We start from the raw sequence: 13,680 nt of genomic DNA on the forward strand, positions 1-13,680 counted from the left end.
AGATGAAATCAGTTACATTAGACAAGTTGCAACGCCCGTTAAAGGATTTACGTATTTCAGTTACTGATCGCTGTAATTTTCGTTGTCGGTATTGTATGCCAGAAGAAATATTTGGTCCTGATTACTCGTTTTTGTCTAATGATAAAATTTTATCTTTTGATGAGATTGAAAGGATAACACGTATTTTTGTTTCTTTAGGTGTAAGAAAGTTACGAATTACGGGCGGAGAACCGTTACTTCGAAGAGGTCTTCCGCAGCTTATTGAGCGCCTTAATAAAATAGATGGTGTGGAGGATATCGGTTTAACAACAAATGGATCGTTACTTAAAAAGTTTGCTCCTGATTTATATAAGGCGGGACTATCACGTGTAACAGTTAGCTTAGATTCCTTGGAAGAAGATCGGTTTTTCTATTTAAATGGTAATAGGAGCAAAGTGCAAAGGGTTCTGGAAGGAATACAGGCTGCTGCTGAAGTTGGTATGAAAATTAAAATAAATATGGTCGTTCAAAAAGGGAAAAATGAACAAGATATTTTGCAGATGGCGCAATACTTTAAAGAAAATAAGCATATTCTTCGGTTTATTGAGTATATGGATGTTGGGAATTATAATGGCTGGGAGTTAGGTGAAGTTATTTCCAAACAAGAAATAGTAGATACGATTCATCAAGTTATGCCGTTAGAACGGATAGAAGCAAATTATTCTGGTGAAGTGGCTACTAGGTATCGTTATATAGGAAGCGATGAGGAAATAGGTATTATTTCATCAGTAACAGATTCTTTTTGCTCATCATGTACGAGAGCTCGTATTTCTGCAGAAGGAAAATTATATACTTGCTTATTTGCTTCTAAAGGAAATGATTTAAGAGAATTGCTTCGTTCTGAACATACAGATGAGGACATTACAGATGTAGTACGCGATATATGGAATAATAGGGAAGATCGTTATTCAGATGAACGCTTAAATCATACAAATAAGAAAACAATACCTAAAATTGAAATGTCACATATCGGTGGTTAATATATAAAGCTAGCTTCATAGTGAAAAATGGAAAATTTACAAGAGTTGTGGATTTTCTATTTTATAGTAAAAGTGATGATTGATATCTCTGTAAAAGATGTGCAGAGAAATTAAGCAGCATTCAAAAACCTTTATTTTGAGGAGGTTTTTTGAAGCTGCTTTTTTATTTGGAGAAAATGGAGGAATGGGTAATGGCATTTCATAAGCCGGAACAAATTGCTGAGCTTGTCATTGAGGCCGGTGTTCAAAAAGTAAGACAGACATTGCCAGCGATGCTTATTCTCGGTTTTTTAGGAGGAGCATTTATTGCGATAGGTTTTTTACTTAACATTCGAGTTTTAGGGAATTTACCTGAGCGCTGGGGAAGTCTAGTGAATGTTTTAGGAGGAGCAGTATTTCCTGTTGGACTCATGCTCGTAGTATTAGCAGGAGGAGAATTAATTACGGGAAATATGATGTCACTGTCTATGGCGCTTTATGCAAAGAAAATTACATTGATAAGTGTACTGAATAACTGGGTTTGGATTACTCTCATGAATTTTATTGGGGCAATTTTCGTTGCGTATTGCTTTGGGCATCTTGGCGGATTAACAGAGGGAGAGTATTTAAATAAAACGGTAGCGATAGCGGAAGGGAAGTTACATGAATCATTTGGGAGAACTTTAATTTTAGCAATTGGTTGTAATTGGCTCGTTTGTCTTGCTCTTTGGCTCGCTTACGGGACGAGTGATTTTGTCGGAAAAATCATCGGAATTTGGATTCCAATTATGGCATTTGTAGTGATTGGATTTCAGCAAGTAGTAGCAAATATGTTTGTCATTTCCGCTGTTATTTTTGCTGGTCATCTAACGTGGATGGATTTGGCTAAAAATTTTGTTCCTGTTTTTATCGGAAATGTAATTGGAGGAGCTGGGTTTGTTGGTTTTGCTTACTTTGCTTGTTATCAGAAACAACATTCTAATATGAAATAGAGTTCTTGAGAGGAAGGGTATGTAATGGCTGATCGGTATTCACGACAACAGTTGTTCAAACCAATTGGGAGTAAAGGACAAGAAAAAATTCGAAATAAACATGTGTTAATTGTAGGGGCAGGCGCATTAGGAAGTGCAAGTGCCGAAAGTTTCGTACGTGCAGGTGTTGGCAAGTTGACGATTATTGATCGTGACTACGTTGAATGGAGTAATTTACAAAGGCAACAATTGTACTCTGAACAAGATGCAAGAGAGAAAATGCCGAAAGCAATTGCTGCAAAAAATCGGTTAGAACAAATTAATTCGGAAGTACAAATACATGCTTTCGTAATGGATGCAACTTCAGAAAATATGGAAGGTCTATTAAAAAATGTAGATGTAATCATTGATGCAACAGATAATTTTGATATTCGATTTGTAATAAATGATTTATCACAAAAACATAATATTCCTTGGGTATATGGTTCTTGCGTTGGATCGTATGGTATGAGTTATACAATTATTCCGCAAGAGACACCGTGTTTACATTGTATGCTGAAAAATATTCCTGTTATAGGTGTGACATGTGATACCGCTGGAATTATTAGCCCGACTGTTCAAATCGTCGCAGCATATCAAGTGGCAGAAGCACTCAAAATTTTAGTGGAAGATTTCTCAGCAATTAGAAAAACATTTTTCATGTTTGATATATGGAGTAATCAAAATCATTTTATAAAATTAGGGAAAATAAAAACAGACACTTGTCTCTCATGCGGTTTGAATCGAACTTATCCTTATTTATCATACGAAAATCAAACGAAAGCAGCTGTTTTATGCGGAAGAAATACAGTTCAAATTAGAACAGTAGACAATAGGAAATACAATTTTGATGATATAGAAAAAGTATTACAAAAACTGGGGAAAGTAGATCGGAATCCGTATTTACTATCTTGCCAATTCGATGATTACCGCGTGGTTGTTTTTCGAGATGGTCGTGTTTTTATTCATGGTACAAATGATATTTCGAAAGCGAAACAACTATATTATCGCGTATTCGGTTAATAGAGAGGGTGTCAACAATGGAAAGAAGAGTGCCAATTACGGTTGAAGAAGCTGTTCGTAAAGTGATGGGATTTGCTGATAAAGGATTAAAGGAGCTATTACCAATTGAATTAGCTTATGGACGTATATTAGCGGAGGATTTAGTAGCTGACCATGATGTACCGTCATTTAATCGTTCACCGTATGACGGATTTGCTATTCGAGCAGAAGATACTAATTTAGCAAGTTATGAAACGCCAATTGTATTTGAAGTAGTGGGTGAAATTGGTGCAGGATCGCTATTCCATGAGAAAGTAGGTCCGTTTCAAGCAGTTCGAATTATGACGGGAGCACAAATTCCAAATGGGTGTGATGCGGTTGTTATGTTAGAGCTGACTCGTCAATATGAGAAGAATGGCAACAATTATATGGAAGTGAAGCGATCATTCAAAAAGGGCGACAATATTTCTTTTCAAGGTGAAGATGCTCGTAAAGGAACGGTTCTTGCAAAGAAAGGATCGTACATTAATCCAGGTATTTCAGCTCTTCTTGCTACATTCGGTTATAGTGAAGTGCCAGTTGCGAGAAAGCCTGTAATTGGACTGTTAGCGACTGGGAGTGAATTGCTTGATGTCGATGATTCATTACAGCCAGGGAAAATTCGAAACAGTAATACGTATATGATATTGTCTCAAATTCGAAGAGCGGGCGGAAGAGTAAAATATTTTGGGAAGTTTAGTGATGATTTTAATACGTGTTTTACAGCTGTGAAAGAAGCGCTTGGCCAAGTAGATATGTTAATTACAACGGGCGGTGTATCAGTAGGAGATTATGATTATTTACCAGCTATTTACGAAAAATTAGGTGCATCTGTTCTTTTTAATAAAGTTGCAATGCGACCAGGAAGTGTTACGACTGTAGCACAATTAAATGGCAAGTTATTATTTGGTTTATCAGGAAATCCATCAGCTTGTTACGTAGGGTTTGAATTATTCCTAAGACCGTGTATTCGGACATATATGTTTAGTGAAAAAGTACATTTAAAAAGAGAAAAAGCGTTATTAGGAGAAGATTTTCTAAAACCGAATCCATTTACAAGATTTGTACGAGCAAAATTGCAATATGATGAGGGGAAATTAATCGCTTATCCATCAGGGTTTGATAAATCTAGCTCAGTTTCTTCATTGGCAGAATCAAACGTGTTTATCGTATTGCCGGGCGGGACAAGAGGATATAAAAAAGATATGTTTGTTGATGTTCTTTTATTAGAAGATAACGAAGGTAGTGAATGGCCTTGGACATTTCATAAAGTGAGAGGTGGTTTTAATGGGACAAGTGCTATTTGAGATTGTAGATAATCCGATTTTAGTTGAAGAAGTAACGAATAAAGTCGCAAGAAGGGAAGCAGGTGCGATTACAACATTTATTGGTACAGTGAGAGAATTAACAAAAGGAAAACGAACGCTACATTTAGAGTATGAAGCATATAAACCGATGGCAGTAAAACAACTTATGAGAATTGGTGAAGAGATTAGTGAAAGATGGCCGGATGCAAAAGTAGCAATTACGCACCGTGTAGGGCGGCTAGAAATAATGGATATTGCGGTAGTCATTGCAGTTTCATCACCGCATCGTAAAGTAGCTTATGAAGCGAATGAGTACGCGATTGAACGTATAAAACGAATTGTTCCAATTTGGAAAAAAGAATTTTGGGAAGATGGAACGATGTGGATTGGAGATCAACTTGAAAACACACCATATCCAGGAGGAAAACTAAAGAAGGAAGAATGAGAAAATGATTACAATTTTATTGTTTGCAAATTTGCGTGAGGAAGTCGGATTGGATCAATTAATAATTTCAGAAAAACAAGAAATGACTGTTGGGCAATTAAAAGAATGGTTGAAAGATAGTTATCATTTGCAATCCTTGGATACAGTAATGGTTGCAATTAATGAAGAGTTTGTAACGAATGAAGAGATGATAAAAGCTGGAGATATAGCCGCATTAATCCCGCCCGTTAGCGGAGGGTAATAAGCTTTTTCAACAGATGAAGCGCCAAGAAGATGTTGTATATAAATTAGAATAAGAGAAGGGATGAGTTCTATGCTTACTCAAGAACAAATAATAAATGCATTAAAACATGTAGAGGATCCAGAGTTACACAAAAGTGTTGTAGAATTAAATATGGTTAGAAATGTACAAATGAACGGAACAGAGGTTAAACTTGAAGTAGTACTAACAATCCAAGGTTGTCCGTTAAAAGCAAAAATTCAACAAGATATTGAAGAATCACTTCACGCAATTGGTGCCTCTAAAGTGGATATAACATTTGGTTCTATGACGCAAGAAGAACGTGCAGCTTTAACAGAGAATTTAAAGAAAAATACTAGAACAGAAACTGGTATGCCGAGCATGCTTTGCCTTGATTCGGGAGTACGGTTTATTACTGTAACGAGCGGAAAAGGCGGAGTTGGAAAATCAACGGTGACAATTAATCTTGCAACTGCACTAGCTCGTATGGGCAAAAAAGTGGGGATATTAGATGCAGATATATATGGTTTTAGTATTCCAGCTATGATGGAAACGAATAAGAAACCAACGATGATTGATCAAACGGCAATTCCAGTCATTAGTCACGGTGTTAAAATCATGTCGATGGGATTTTTTACAGAAGGAAATAACCCAGTTATGTGGCGCGGACCGATGCTAAATAAATGGATTCAAAATTTCCTTGCGAATACGCACTGGGGAGAATTAGATTATTTATTACTTGATTTACCACCAGGTACAGGAGATGTTGCGATTGATGTTGCAGCGATGATTCCGCAAGCGAAAGAAATAATTGTTACAACTCCGCACAATGTAGCTTCATTCGTTGCTTCAAGAGTCGGTGTAATGGCAAAACATACGAAGCATGAGATTTTAGGTATTGTAGAAAATATGGCTTATTATGAAGAACAAGATGGATCGAAAAATTATCTGTTCGGAAAAGGCGGCGGCGAAATGCTTGCAGAACAATTGCAAACAGAAGTAATTGCCAAGATACCTTTTGCAAAACGTGAAGAAAATAGCGGTTCATCTGTATATGATGAAGATTCTCTTGTTGGAGAAGTGTTTACATCGTTAGCTGAGGATATTATTTATAGAGGATAGAGGGGGAAGTTTAGTATGGCGTGTAACATTGATCATTCTATTGAAGATGTGATGAATAAGCTCGAAAGTCAAAAGAATTCTTTACCTGAAGGGATCTTTAAAGAGTTAAAGAGTTTTTTACAAGGTAATCATTCGCAGAAATTATTAAATGATATTTTTCACCTTCTAAAAAAGTATGATTTAGTCAGTGAGGAAGAACGAGAGACGAGAAACGCACAATTATTGCACATTTTGAATTAAGTACTCTTTGGCTTTAGAATTTTTTCAGAAGGGGTGAATGTGATGGATATGAAAAAGATGATTGAAACGATAGAAGTAACTAGAGTGACTGACGAGGAATTATCGATTTCGAATTTACATCCAAAGCTTGTGAAGTTGTATAGTCAAAAAGATAGTACAGAGTATACGAAGCTATTAAAATATATTTTATCATTATCCGTGCAGTTGAAGCTGAATCTCGTATTGAAATATTTTGGTGTGCGTCCGATTGTTGCTGCAGACGATCGTATGCAATTTCAAGAGATATTTAAATGCTTAGCTAAGAAAGATGAGAATGGGGAATGGTTTCTAAATTTGGTTTCTTTATATGTAGGGCTAATTGTAGTTCTTCATTTTGAGGAGAAAGTGATTGAGAGCAGTTTTTTTGATGATATGGTAGTGGGTGAATGTAATGAAATATAAGATTCTGCTCATAACATTTTTCTATTTAAATGCTTTAATTGCGATTTTAGTTGGTTTTGTAAATATGAAGGTAACTAATTAAGAAAAAGGAATGAAACTAGTTTGATAAAAAAAGTTCTTCAGTTGTTTCCGGCGTTTTTTCGTGTTACCATTAAGCGAATTTTTCATAAGGAGAGAAAGCGATGAAATGGATTTATTTTCTTATTATTAACGTTATAGCTTTTAGCCTTATGGGGCTTGATAAACGAAAAGCAAAGAAGAAACAGTGGAGAACGCCAGAAAGTACGTTGTTTTTATCAGCGGCAGCTGGAGGAGCAGTTGGAGCTTGGATCGGTATGTATATGTTTCATCATAAAACTCATAAAAAGAAATTTGTTTTCGGCATACCGTTACTTGTTGTAATAACGGTATGTTTATTATTCGTTGTATGAGAAATGTCGAAAGAAATGCAGATTGATTATTGGTAAAGTGAGCATGTGAGACCGTATAATGGAGAAAAAATGAGAAGAGGAGAAAAGGGAAGATGGGGAGTCAATCAGCAGAGCAAAAAAAAGGGATACTATATGCGGCTGGTGCTTATACGATGTGGGGAATTCTACCGATTTATTGGAAATGGGTTGAGGAAGTTCCAGCAGATGAAATATTAGCACACCGCATCGTTTGGGCGTTTGTTTTTATGTTACTTGTATTAGGTGTTACGAAGAGGTTTCGCCAGTTTATTGGGGAATTTGTGAATCTTTTTAAACGACCTAAATTATTAATGTCATTAACAATAGCTTCAGTCTTGATTAGCGGAAACTGGTTTGTTTACATATGGGCCGTTAATCATAATCATGTTATTGAAGCGAGTCTTGGCTATTATATTAATCCGCTTATTAGTATTTTACTTGGTACAGTCGTTTTAAAGGAAAAGTTAAACTTTTGGCAATATGTTGCAGTTGGTTTAGCAGGAGTAGGGGTTGTCATTTTAACAGTACGTTTCGGATCTATTCCGTGGGTTTCTCTTTCACTTGCCTTTTCATTTGGATTGTACGGATTAACGAAAAAACTGTTAAATTATGATGCTACAATTGGACTTACGATGGAAACGATGTTAGTGACGCCGTTTGCGATCATTTATCTTGTTATGACAGGAGCACATGGTTTCGGCTCATTTGGATCTATTTCAATGTTATCAACGTTACTTTTAATAGGAGCAGGTATTGTAACGGCATTACCACTATTTTATTTTGCAAAAGGAGCACAACTTATTCCGCTTTATATGGTGGGATTTTTACAATATATTGCGCCAACAATTAGCTTAATTTTAGGTGTATTTGTATTTGGTGAACATTTCACATCTACACATATGATTGCATTTTTCTGTATATGGGTTGCTTTATTTGTATTCTCGGTAGCGAAGACAAAGTTTTTAGTGCAGAAACAACCGAAATTTATAAAAAATAAATCAGCAAAAGTATCATAATGCGTAGTATTTTCTACGCATTTTTCTTTATACTTATATTATATAGAATTTCCATTATAGTCAGTAAGGAGCTGAGAACATGGAAACAATTTTACATAATGATCCGCTTATGGCAGCTGTAATTTCATGGTTTTTAGCACAATTAACGAAAGTAGTCTTTAAATTAGTTAAAATGGGTGAATTTGATTTTGCAAAGTTTTTTGCTTCAGGTGGGATGCCAAGTTCTCATGCTTCAACTGTTACAGCGCTTGCTACAGGAGTTGGAGTAGTGGAAGGTGTGGAAAGCTCGATGTTTGCGGTTGCTGCTATTTTTGCCATTATTGTTATGTATGATGCTTCAGGAGTAAGACTTGCAGTAAGTAAACAAGCAAAAATATTGAATGACTTTTTTCACGGTAGAGAAACAGAATATAAGAAGTTAAATGAACTTGTTGGGCATACACCGTATGAAGTAGTAGTTGGTGCTTTATTAGGGATTATTGTCGGAGTAGGATATTGTTTATGAGCAGAACATGTTATATGTTCTGCTTTTCTTTGTTTTTATACATATTCAGCTACCTTTTTGAATATCGTTATACGGATTTCGAAAGGGTGGGTGAGTAACTTGTTATTATATGAAAAAGTGCATGAAGAAATAGCGAGAAGAACAACTGCACTTCAAACGATGCAACGGCAAGATGGTACGTGGCGGTTTTGTTTTGAAGGAGCGCCACTAACAGATTGTCATATGATTTTTTTATTAAAATTATTAGGTAGAGATAAAGAGATAGAACCGTTTGTAAAAAGATTAGCATCACTTCAAACAAATGAAGGAACATGGAAATTGTATGAAGATGAAGTGGGTGGTAATTTATCTGCTACAATCCAATCTTATGCTGCCTTACTTGCATCGGAAAAATATACAAAAGAAGATGCGAATATGAAGCGAGCGGAAATGTTTATAAATGAGCGTGGGGGGGTAGCGCGTGCTCATTTTATGACGAAGTTTTTATTAGCGATTCATGGAGAATATGAATATCCTTCTCTCTTTCATTTGCCAACACCAATTATGTTTCTGCAGAATGATTCCCCTCTCAGTATATTTGAATTGAGTAGCTCAGCACGTATTCATTTAATTCCGATGATGTTGTGTTTAAATAAAAGATTTCGAGTAGGGAAAAAGTTATTGCCAAATTTAAATCACATTGCAGGTGGGGGCGGAGAATGGTTTCGGGAGGACCGATCTCCGGTTTTTCAAACACTATTAAGTGACGTGAAGAAAATTATAACGTATCCACTTTCTTTGCATCATAAAGGATATGAGGAAGTAGAACGTTTTATGAAAGAGCGTATTGATGAAAATGGAACATTATATAGTTACGCAACTGCCTCGTTTTATATGATTTATGCTTTACTTGCATTAGGACATTCTATTCAATCACCAATTATTCAGAAGGCTATAACGGGAATCACATCTTATATATGGAAGATGGAGAGAGGGGGCCATTTGCAAAACTCTCCGTCAACTGTATGGGATACAGCTTTACTCAGTTATGCTTTGCAAGAAGCTCAAGTTCCGAAAGTAAGTAAAGTGATTCAAAATGCATCAGCGTATTTACTAAGAAAACAGCAAACGAAGAAAGTAGATTGGAGTGTACATGCACCGGATATATCCCCAGGTGGTTGGGGGTTTTCGGATGTGAATACGACGATTCCAGATATTGATGATACAACTGCTGCGTTAAGAGCATTGGCGCGAAGTAGAGGGAACGAAAATGTAGACAATGCTTGGAAGCGAGCGGTTAATTGGGTTAAAGGATTGCAAAATAATGATGGTGGTTGGGGGGCTTTTGAAAAAGGGGTAACGAGCCGTATATTAGCAAATTTACCAATCGAAAATGCAAGTGATATGATTACAGATCCTTCTACACCAGATATTACAGGAAGAGTGCTAGAGTTTTTCGGGACATATACGCAAAATGAATTGCCCGAGAAACAAAAACAAAGTGCGATAAATTGGTTAATGAATGTACAAGAGGAAAATGGATCATGGTATGGGAAATGGGGAATTTGTTATATATATGGTACGTGGGCAGTGTTGACTGGTGTACGGTCACTAGGAATACCATCTAGCGATTCATCATTGAAACGAGCAGTTTTATGGCTTGAACATATACAGCATGAAGATGGTGGCTGGGGAGAATCTTGCCAAAGTAGTGTGGAAAAAAGATTCGTTACTTTGCCATTTAGTACACCATCCCAAACAGCATGGGCTTTAGATGCCCTCATTTCTTACTATGATAAAGAAACACCAGTCATTCGAAAAGGTATTTCATATTTGCTCTCCAACCCTTATGCAAATGAAAAATATCCTACTGGAACAGGTTTACCAGGTGGATTTTATATTCGTTATCATAGTTATGCTCATATATATCCGTTGCTTACTTTGGCTCATTATGCAAAAAAATATAGAAAATAAACCGAGAGATGTCTCTCGGTTTATTTTGTTGGGTAGTAGGTCCCTTTTGAAAAGAATAAGGTTGTGATGTACCTTATTTTTCGGTTGATTGGCGTTTTTGACGTGCATCAGCGGCATTTGCACGTGCGTTTGCTTCTAAGTCATTGTGGTCAGCGAGTTCGCGAGAGAACTCAACGTCAATGCCATCAGTTGCTTTGCTTTGTTTGAAATTCTTTTTGTTCATTCGACACAATCTCCTTACACTTTATCCTGCATAACGGGTAGTAAAATTCCCACCTCAAAATTCAGATGGAACAAAGAAGCTAGGTGGGAGATTAACTGCCCGTAAATGCCCGATTGGTTCAACTAATAATCAGTGGGGATGAACAAACTTCCCACTGATTAAAGTTTCACTTTATGCGACGTTGCAAAGTTAGTTTGACACAAATAGACTTTTTTATACAAAGAGGAATTGGAAAGCAAGGAGCCGAAATATACAGTATAAGTAATAGAAATGAGGGATAGGGATGGAGTTTTTAAATGGGAAAACAGCTGTTGTAACAGGAGCTGCACAGGGAATTGGAAAAGAGATTGCAAGGGTTTATGCAAAACTAGGGGCGAAAGTATTAATTAGCGATGTAAATGAAGAGAATCTACAAAAAACGACACGTGAGTTATCAGATGAAGGATATGAAGTGTGCTCATATCGATGTGATGTGAGTAATCAAAATGAAGCAAAGTCGTTAATTGAATATGCGGTTCAAAAATTTGGTACATTACATATTTTGGTGAATAATGCTGGAATTACAAGAGACGCAATGTTACATAAAATGGAGAAGTCTGCTTGGGAACAAGTATTACAAGTGAACTTAACTGGAGTTTTTTATTGTATGCAACCAGCGCTTCTTTACATGAGACAACAAGGGTATGGACGCATTATTAATATATCTTCAATTAGTAGAGAAGGAAACATAGGTCAAGCAAATTATGCGGCTACAAAGGCAGGAGTTGTCGGTTTAACGAAAACAGCAGCGAAAGAAGTTGGAAGCTTCGGTATTACTTGTAATGCGATTTGTCCGGGGTTTATGGATACAGATATGACAAAAACGATACCAGATAAAGTGAAAGAAAAGATGGTTGGTGCTATTCCAGTTGGTAGAATTGGAACGCCAGAAGATATTGCGAACGCGGCAGCCTTTTTAGCATCAGAATACGCATCTTATATTACAGGTGAAGTATTAAATGTGAGCGGAGGACTGCAAGTTTAAAGGAATACATAATGAAAAGAACCTGACCAGGTAGGTCAGGTTCTTTTCATTAATTTAAGTTAAGCCAAACGCTCTTTACTTCTGTATAGTTATTTAATGCGTAAGATCCCATTTCACGGCCAAGACCAGATTGTTTAAATCCTCCAAATGGAGATGCTGCATCAAAGACGTTATAACAGTTTACCCATACTGTACCTGCACGTACTTTACTTGCAACATAGTGTGCTGTTTTAACATTTTCTGTCCACACACCAGCCGCTAAGCCGAATTGTGATTTATTTGCACGTTCAATTACTTCATCAATATCGTTAAACGGTATTGCAGAAATAACTGGACCGAAAATCTCTTCTTTTGCGATCGTCATTTCATCATTTACGTCAGCGAATACTGTAGGAGAAACGAAATAGCCTTGATCGAATGGATTACTTCCTCCGCAAAGTACTTCAGCGCCTTCTTCAATCCCTTTTTCAATGTAGCCCATTACACGTTTTTGTTGTTCTTCAGAAACGAGAGGACCAATTGTTGTTTCAGGGTTAAGACCGACACCTTGATTTAGTTTTTTAGAATAGAGGACGAGATCAGCCATGACATTATCATACATTTTCTTCGGAACAAATAAGCGTGATCCAGCAGAGCATACTTGTCCTTGGTTAAACATAACACCAGAAAGTGCACCAGGAATCGCGCGAGATAAATCAGCATCTGGTAAGATGATATTTGGTGATTTACCGCCTAACTCAAGTGTAACGCGTTTTAATGATTCGGATGCTTGTCGCATAATTTGTTTACCGACAGGAGTAGAACCGGTAAATGCAATCTTATCAACGAGTGGATGATTAACGAGAGCTTGTCCAGCTGATTCACCGAATCCAGGTACGATATTAATAACACCTTTTGGGAATCCAGCTTCTTCAATTAATTCAGCTAAGTATAGAGCAGATAGTGGAGTTTGTTCTGCAGGTTTTAAAACGATTGTACATCCTGTAGCAAGCGCTGCTCCCATTTTCCACATTGCCATAAGAAGCGGGAAGTTCCAAGGGATAATTTGACCAACGACACCAACAGCTTCATGGCGTGTATAGTTAAAGTAATCACCGGAAACAGGAATTGTTTGACCAACGATTTTCGTAGCCCAGCCAGCGTAATAGCGCATATGCTCAATTGCAAGTGGTATGTCTGCTGCCATTGTTTCACGGATTGGCTTTCCGTTATCTAATGTTTCGAGCTGTGCAAGCTCTTCTTTATGTTCTTCCATTAAATCAGCTAACTTGTACATGAGACGGCTTCGCTCAGCAGTGCTCATACGAGACCAAGGACCTTCGTCAAAAGCCATGCGAGCTGCGACTACAGCTTTATGAATATCTTCGCGACCAGCTTCAGAAACGACGGCAAGTGTTTCACCAGTTGCTGGGTTAGGTGTTTTAAACGTTTTACCGGAAGCGCTTTCAATGAAAGATCCATTCACATATAACTTTTTTGTACCTTGAAGAAACTTTTCTACCTTTTCATGAAGATTTACAGCTAGTTGACTCATTGTATAACCCCCTTGAAAATATAATGTAAACGCAGTACGAGACGGCGCTTATTCCGAAATCAAGGATGTGGAAACTAGATGGAAAGCCTCTAATTAAAATCATAATTAATAAATACTGAAAATTCAAATTT

General features: G+C 36.9%; 16 protein-coding genes. 14 read left to right on the forward strand and 2 right to left on the reverse strand.

What is annotated here, in order from left to right; all coding sequences use genetic code 11:
* The first annotated feature begins 2 nt into the window (after positions 1-2).
* The 13 genes from moaA (at position 3) to MR170_RS01750 (ending at position 10,768) form a co-directional block, all read left to right on the forward strand.
* Positions 3-1,019 (forward strand): GTP 3',8-cyclase MoaA, encoded by a 1,017-nt coding sequence (gene moaA / locus MR170_RS01690; protein ID WP_043936412.1) that lies wholly within the window; start codon positions 3-5, stop codon positions 1,017-1,019.
* A gap of 191 nt (positions 1,020-1,210) precedes the next feature.
* Positions 1,211-1,990 (forward strand): formate channel, encoded by a 780-nt coding sequence (locus MR170_RS01695; protein ID WP_000863998.1) that lies wholly within the window; start codon positions 1,211-1,213, stop codon positions 1,988-1,990.
* Between the two features lie 24 nt (positions 1,991-2,014).
* Positions 2,015-3,031, forward strand: coding sequence for a molybdopterin-synthase adenylyltransferase MoeB (locus MR170_RS01700; protein ID WP_098127289.1), 1,017 nt, complete (start codon positions 2,015-2,017; stop codon positions 3,029-3,031).
* 17 nt (positions 3,032-3,048) lie between these two features.
* Positions 3,049-4,356, forward strand: coding sequence for a molybdopterin molybdotransferase MoeA (locus MR170_RS01705; RefSeq protein ID WP_242306938.1), 1,308 nt, complete (start codon positions 3,049-3,051; stop codon positions 4,354-4,356).
* A complete protein-coding gene (gene moaE / locus MR170_RS01710; protein WP_226604089.1) occupies positions 4,337-4,801 on the forward strand; it encodes a molybdopterin synthase catalytic subunit MoaE in 465 nt (154 codons plus the stop codon). The genes MR170_RS01705 and moaE overlap by 20 nt, the downstream gene beginning before the upstream one ends.
* Before the next feature lie 4 nt (positions 4,802-4,805).
* Positions 4,806-5,042, forward strand: a complete 237-nt coding sequence (moaD, locus tag MR170_RS01715) for a molybdopterin converting factor subunit 1 (RefSeq protein WP_029443003.1) — start codon at positions 4,806-4,808, stop codon at positions 5,040-5,042.
* Positions 5,043-5,114: 72 nt separating this feature from the next.
* Entirely contained in the window at positions 5,115-6,164 is a 1,050-nt protein-coding gene (locus tag MR170_RS01720) for a P-loop NTPase (RefSeq protein ID WP_242306940.1), read from the forward strand.
* Positions 6,165-6,179: 15 nt separating this feature from the next.
* Complete coding sequence (locus tag MR170_RS01725; RefSeq protein WP_000752378.1) at positions 6,180-6,404, forward strand: hypothetical protein; 225 nt, start codon at positions 6,180-6,182, stop codon at positions 6,402-6,404.
* Positions 6,405-6,446: 42 nt separating this feature from the next.
* A complete protein-coding gene (locus MR170_RS01730; protein ID WP_242306942.1) occupies positions 6,447-6,845 on the forward strand; it encodes a hypothetical protein in 399 nt (132 codons plus the stop codon).
* Between the two features lie 182 nt (positions 6,846-7,027).
* Positions 7,028-7,276: a DUF1294 domain-containing protein gene (locus tag MR170_RS01735; RefSeq protein WP_000871349.1), complete on the forward strand. Its 249-nt coding sequence runs from the start codon at positions 7,028-7,030 to the stop codon at positions 7,274-7,276.
* A gap of 92 nt (positions 7,277-7,368) precedes the next feature.
* The gene (rarD, locus tag MR170_RS01740; protein ID WP_000535541.1) at positions 7,369-8,310 is read left to right on the forward strand and encodes an EamA family transporter RarD; all 942 of its coding nucleotides are present in this window, start codon (positions 7,369-7,371) and stop codon (positions 8,308-8,310) included.
* Positions 8,311-8,389: 79 nt separating this feature from the next.
* Positions 8,390-8,815 (forward strand): divergent PAP2 family protein, encoded by a 426-nt coding sequence (locus tag MR170_RS01745; RefSeq protein ID WP_016080711.1) that lies wholly within the window; start codon positions 8,390-8,392, stop codon positions 8,813-8,815.
* Between the two features lie 99 nt (positions 8,816-8,914).
* Entirely contained in the window at positions 8,915-10,768 is a 1,854-nt protein-coding gene (locus MR170_RS01750) for a terpene cyclase/mutase family protein (protein ID WP_242306944.1), read from the forward strand.
* A gap of 73 nt (positions 10,769-10,841) precedes the next feature.
* Here the strand turns inward: MR170_RS01750 and MR170_RS01755 are convergent, their stop codons facing one another.
* Entirely contained in the window at positions 10,842-10,991 is a 150-nt protein-coding gene (locus MR170_RS01755) for a YfhD family protein (RefSeq protein ID WP_001035815.1), read from the reverse strand.
* A gap of 283 nt (positions 10,992-11,274) precedes the next feature.
* On the opposite strand from MR170_RS01755, the gene fabG reads away from it, so the two are divergent.
* Entirely contained in the window at positions 11,275-12,015 is a 741-nt protein-coding gene (gene fabG, locus MR170_RS01760) for a 3-oxoacyl-ACP reductase FabG (protein WP_000395038.1), read from the forward strand.
* Between the two features lie 49 nt (positions 12,016-12,064).
* Here the strand turns inward: fabG and dhaS are convergent, their stop codons facing one another.
* Positions 12,065-13,549 (reverse strand): aldehyde dehydrogenase DhaS, encoded by a 1,485-nt coding sequence (dhaS, locus tag MR170_RS01765; protein ID WP_000080279.1) that lies wholly within the window; start codon positions 13,547-13,549, stop codon positions 12,065-12,067.
* Positions 13,550-13,680 lie beyond the last annotated feature (131 nt).

The sequence above is a fragment of the Bacillus cereus group sp. BfR-BA-01524 genome, assembly GCF_022662595.1.
In the GTDB taxonomy this organism is placed as follows: Bacteria; Bacillota; Bacilli; order Bacillales; family Bacillaceae_G; genus Bacillus_A; species Bacillus_A thuringiensis_S.

What these genes read in the sequence shown, in the direction of transcription:
- moaA (WP_043936412.1), top strand. Translation starts at nt 3, where the DNA reads ATGAAATCAGTTACATTAGACAAGTTGCAACGCCCGTTAAAGGATTTA.
- dhaS (WP_000080279.1), bottom strand. Translation starts at nt 13,549, where the DNA reads ATGAGTCAACTAGCTGTAAATCTTCATGAAAAGGTAGAAAAGTTTCTT.
- moaE (WP_226604089.1), top strand. Translation starts at nt 4,337, where the DNA reads ATGGGACAAGTGCTATTTGAGATTGTAGATAATCCGATTTTAGTTGAA.
- MR170_RS01695 (WP_000863998.1), top strand. Translation starts at nt 1,211, where the DNA reads ATGGCATTTCATAAGCCGGAACAAATTGCTGAGCTTGTCATTGAGGCC.
- MR170_RS01705 (WP_242306938.1), top strand. Translation starts at nt 3,049, where the DNA reads ATGGAAAGAAGAGTGCCAATTACGGTTGAAGAAGCTGTTCGTAAAGTG.
- MR170_RS01720 (WP_242306940.1), top strand. Translation starts at nt 5,115, where the DNA reads ATGCTTACTCAAGAACAAATAATAAATGCATTAAAACATGTAGAGGAT.
- MR170_RS01700 (WP_098127289.1), top strand. Translation starts at nt 2,015, where the DNA reads ATGGCTGATCGGTATTCACGACAACAGTTGTTCAAACCAATTGGGAGT.
- rarD (WP_000535541.1), top strand. Translation starts at nt 7,369, where the DNA reads ATGGGGAGTCAATCAGCAGAGCAAAAAAAAGGGATACTATATGCGGCT.
- moaD (WP_029443003.1), top strand. Translation starts at nt 4,806, where the DNA reads ATGATTACAATTTTATTGTTTGCAAATTTGCGTGAGGAAGTCGGATTG.
- MR170_RS01735 (WP_000871349.1), top strand. Translation starts at nt 7,028, where the DNA reads ATGAAATGGATTTATTTTCTTATTATTAACGTTATAGCTTTTAGCCTT.
- MR170_RS01730 (WP_242306942.1), top strand. Translation starts at nt 6,447, where the DNA reads ATGGATATGAAAAAGATGATTGAAACGATAGAAGTAACTAGAGTGACT.
- MR170_RS01725 (WP_000752378.1), top strand. Translation starts at nt 6,180, where the DNA reads ATGGCGTGTAACATTGATCATTCTATTGAAGATGTGATGAATAAGCTC.
- MR170_RS01745 (WP_016080711.1), top strand. Translation starts at nt 8,390, where the DNA reads ATGGAAACAATTTTACATAATGATCCGCTTATGGCAGCTGTAATTTCA.
- MR170_RS01755 (WP_001035815.1), bottom strand. Translation starts at nt 10,991, where the DNA reads ATGAACAAAAAGAATTTCAAACAAAGCAAAGCAACTGATGGCATTGAC.
- fabG (WP_000395038.1), top strand. Translation starts at nt 11,275, where the DNA reads ATGGAGTTTTTAAATGGGAAAACAGCTGTTGTAACAGGAGCTGCACAG.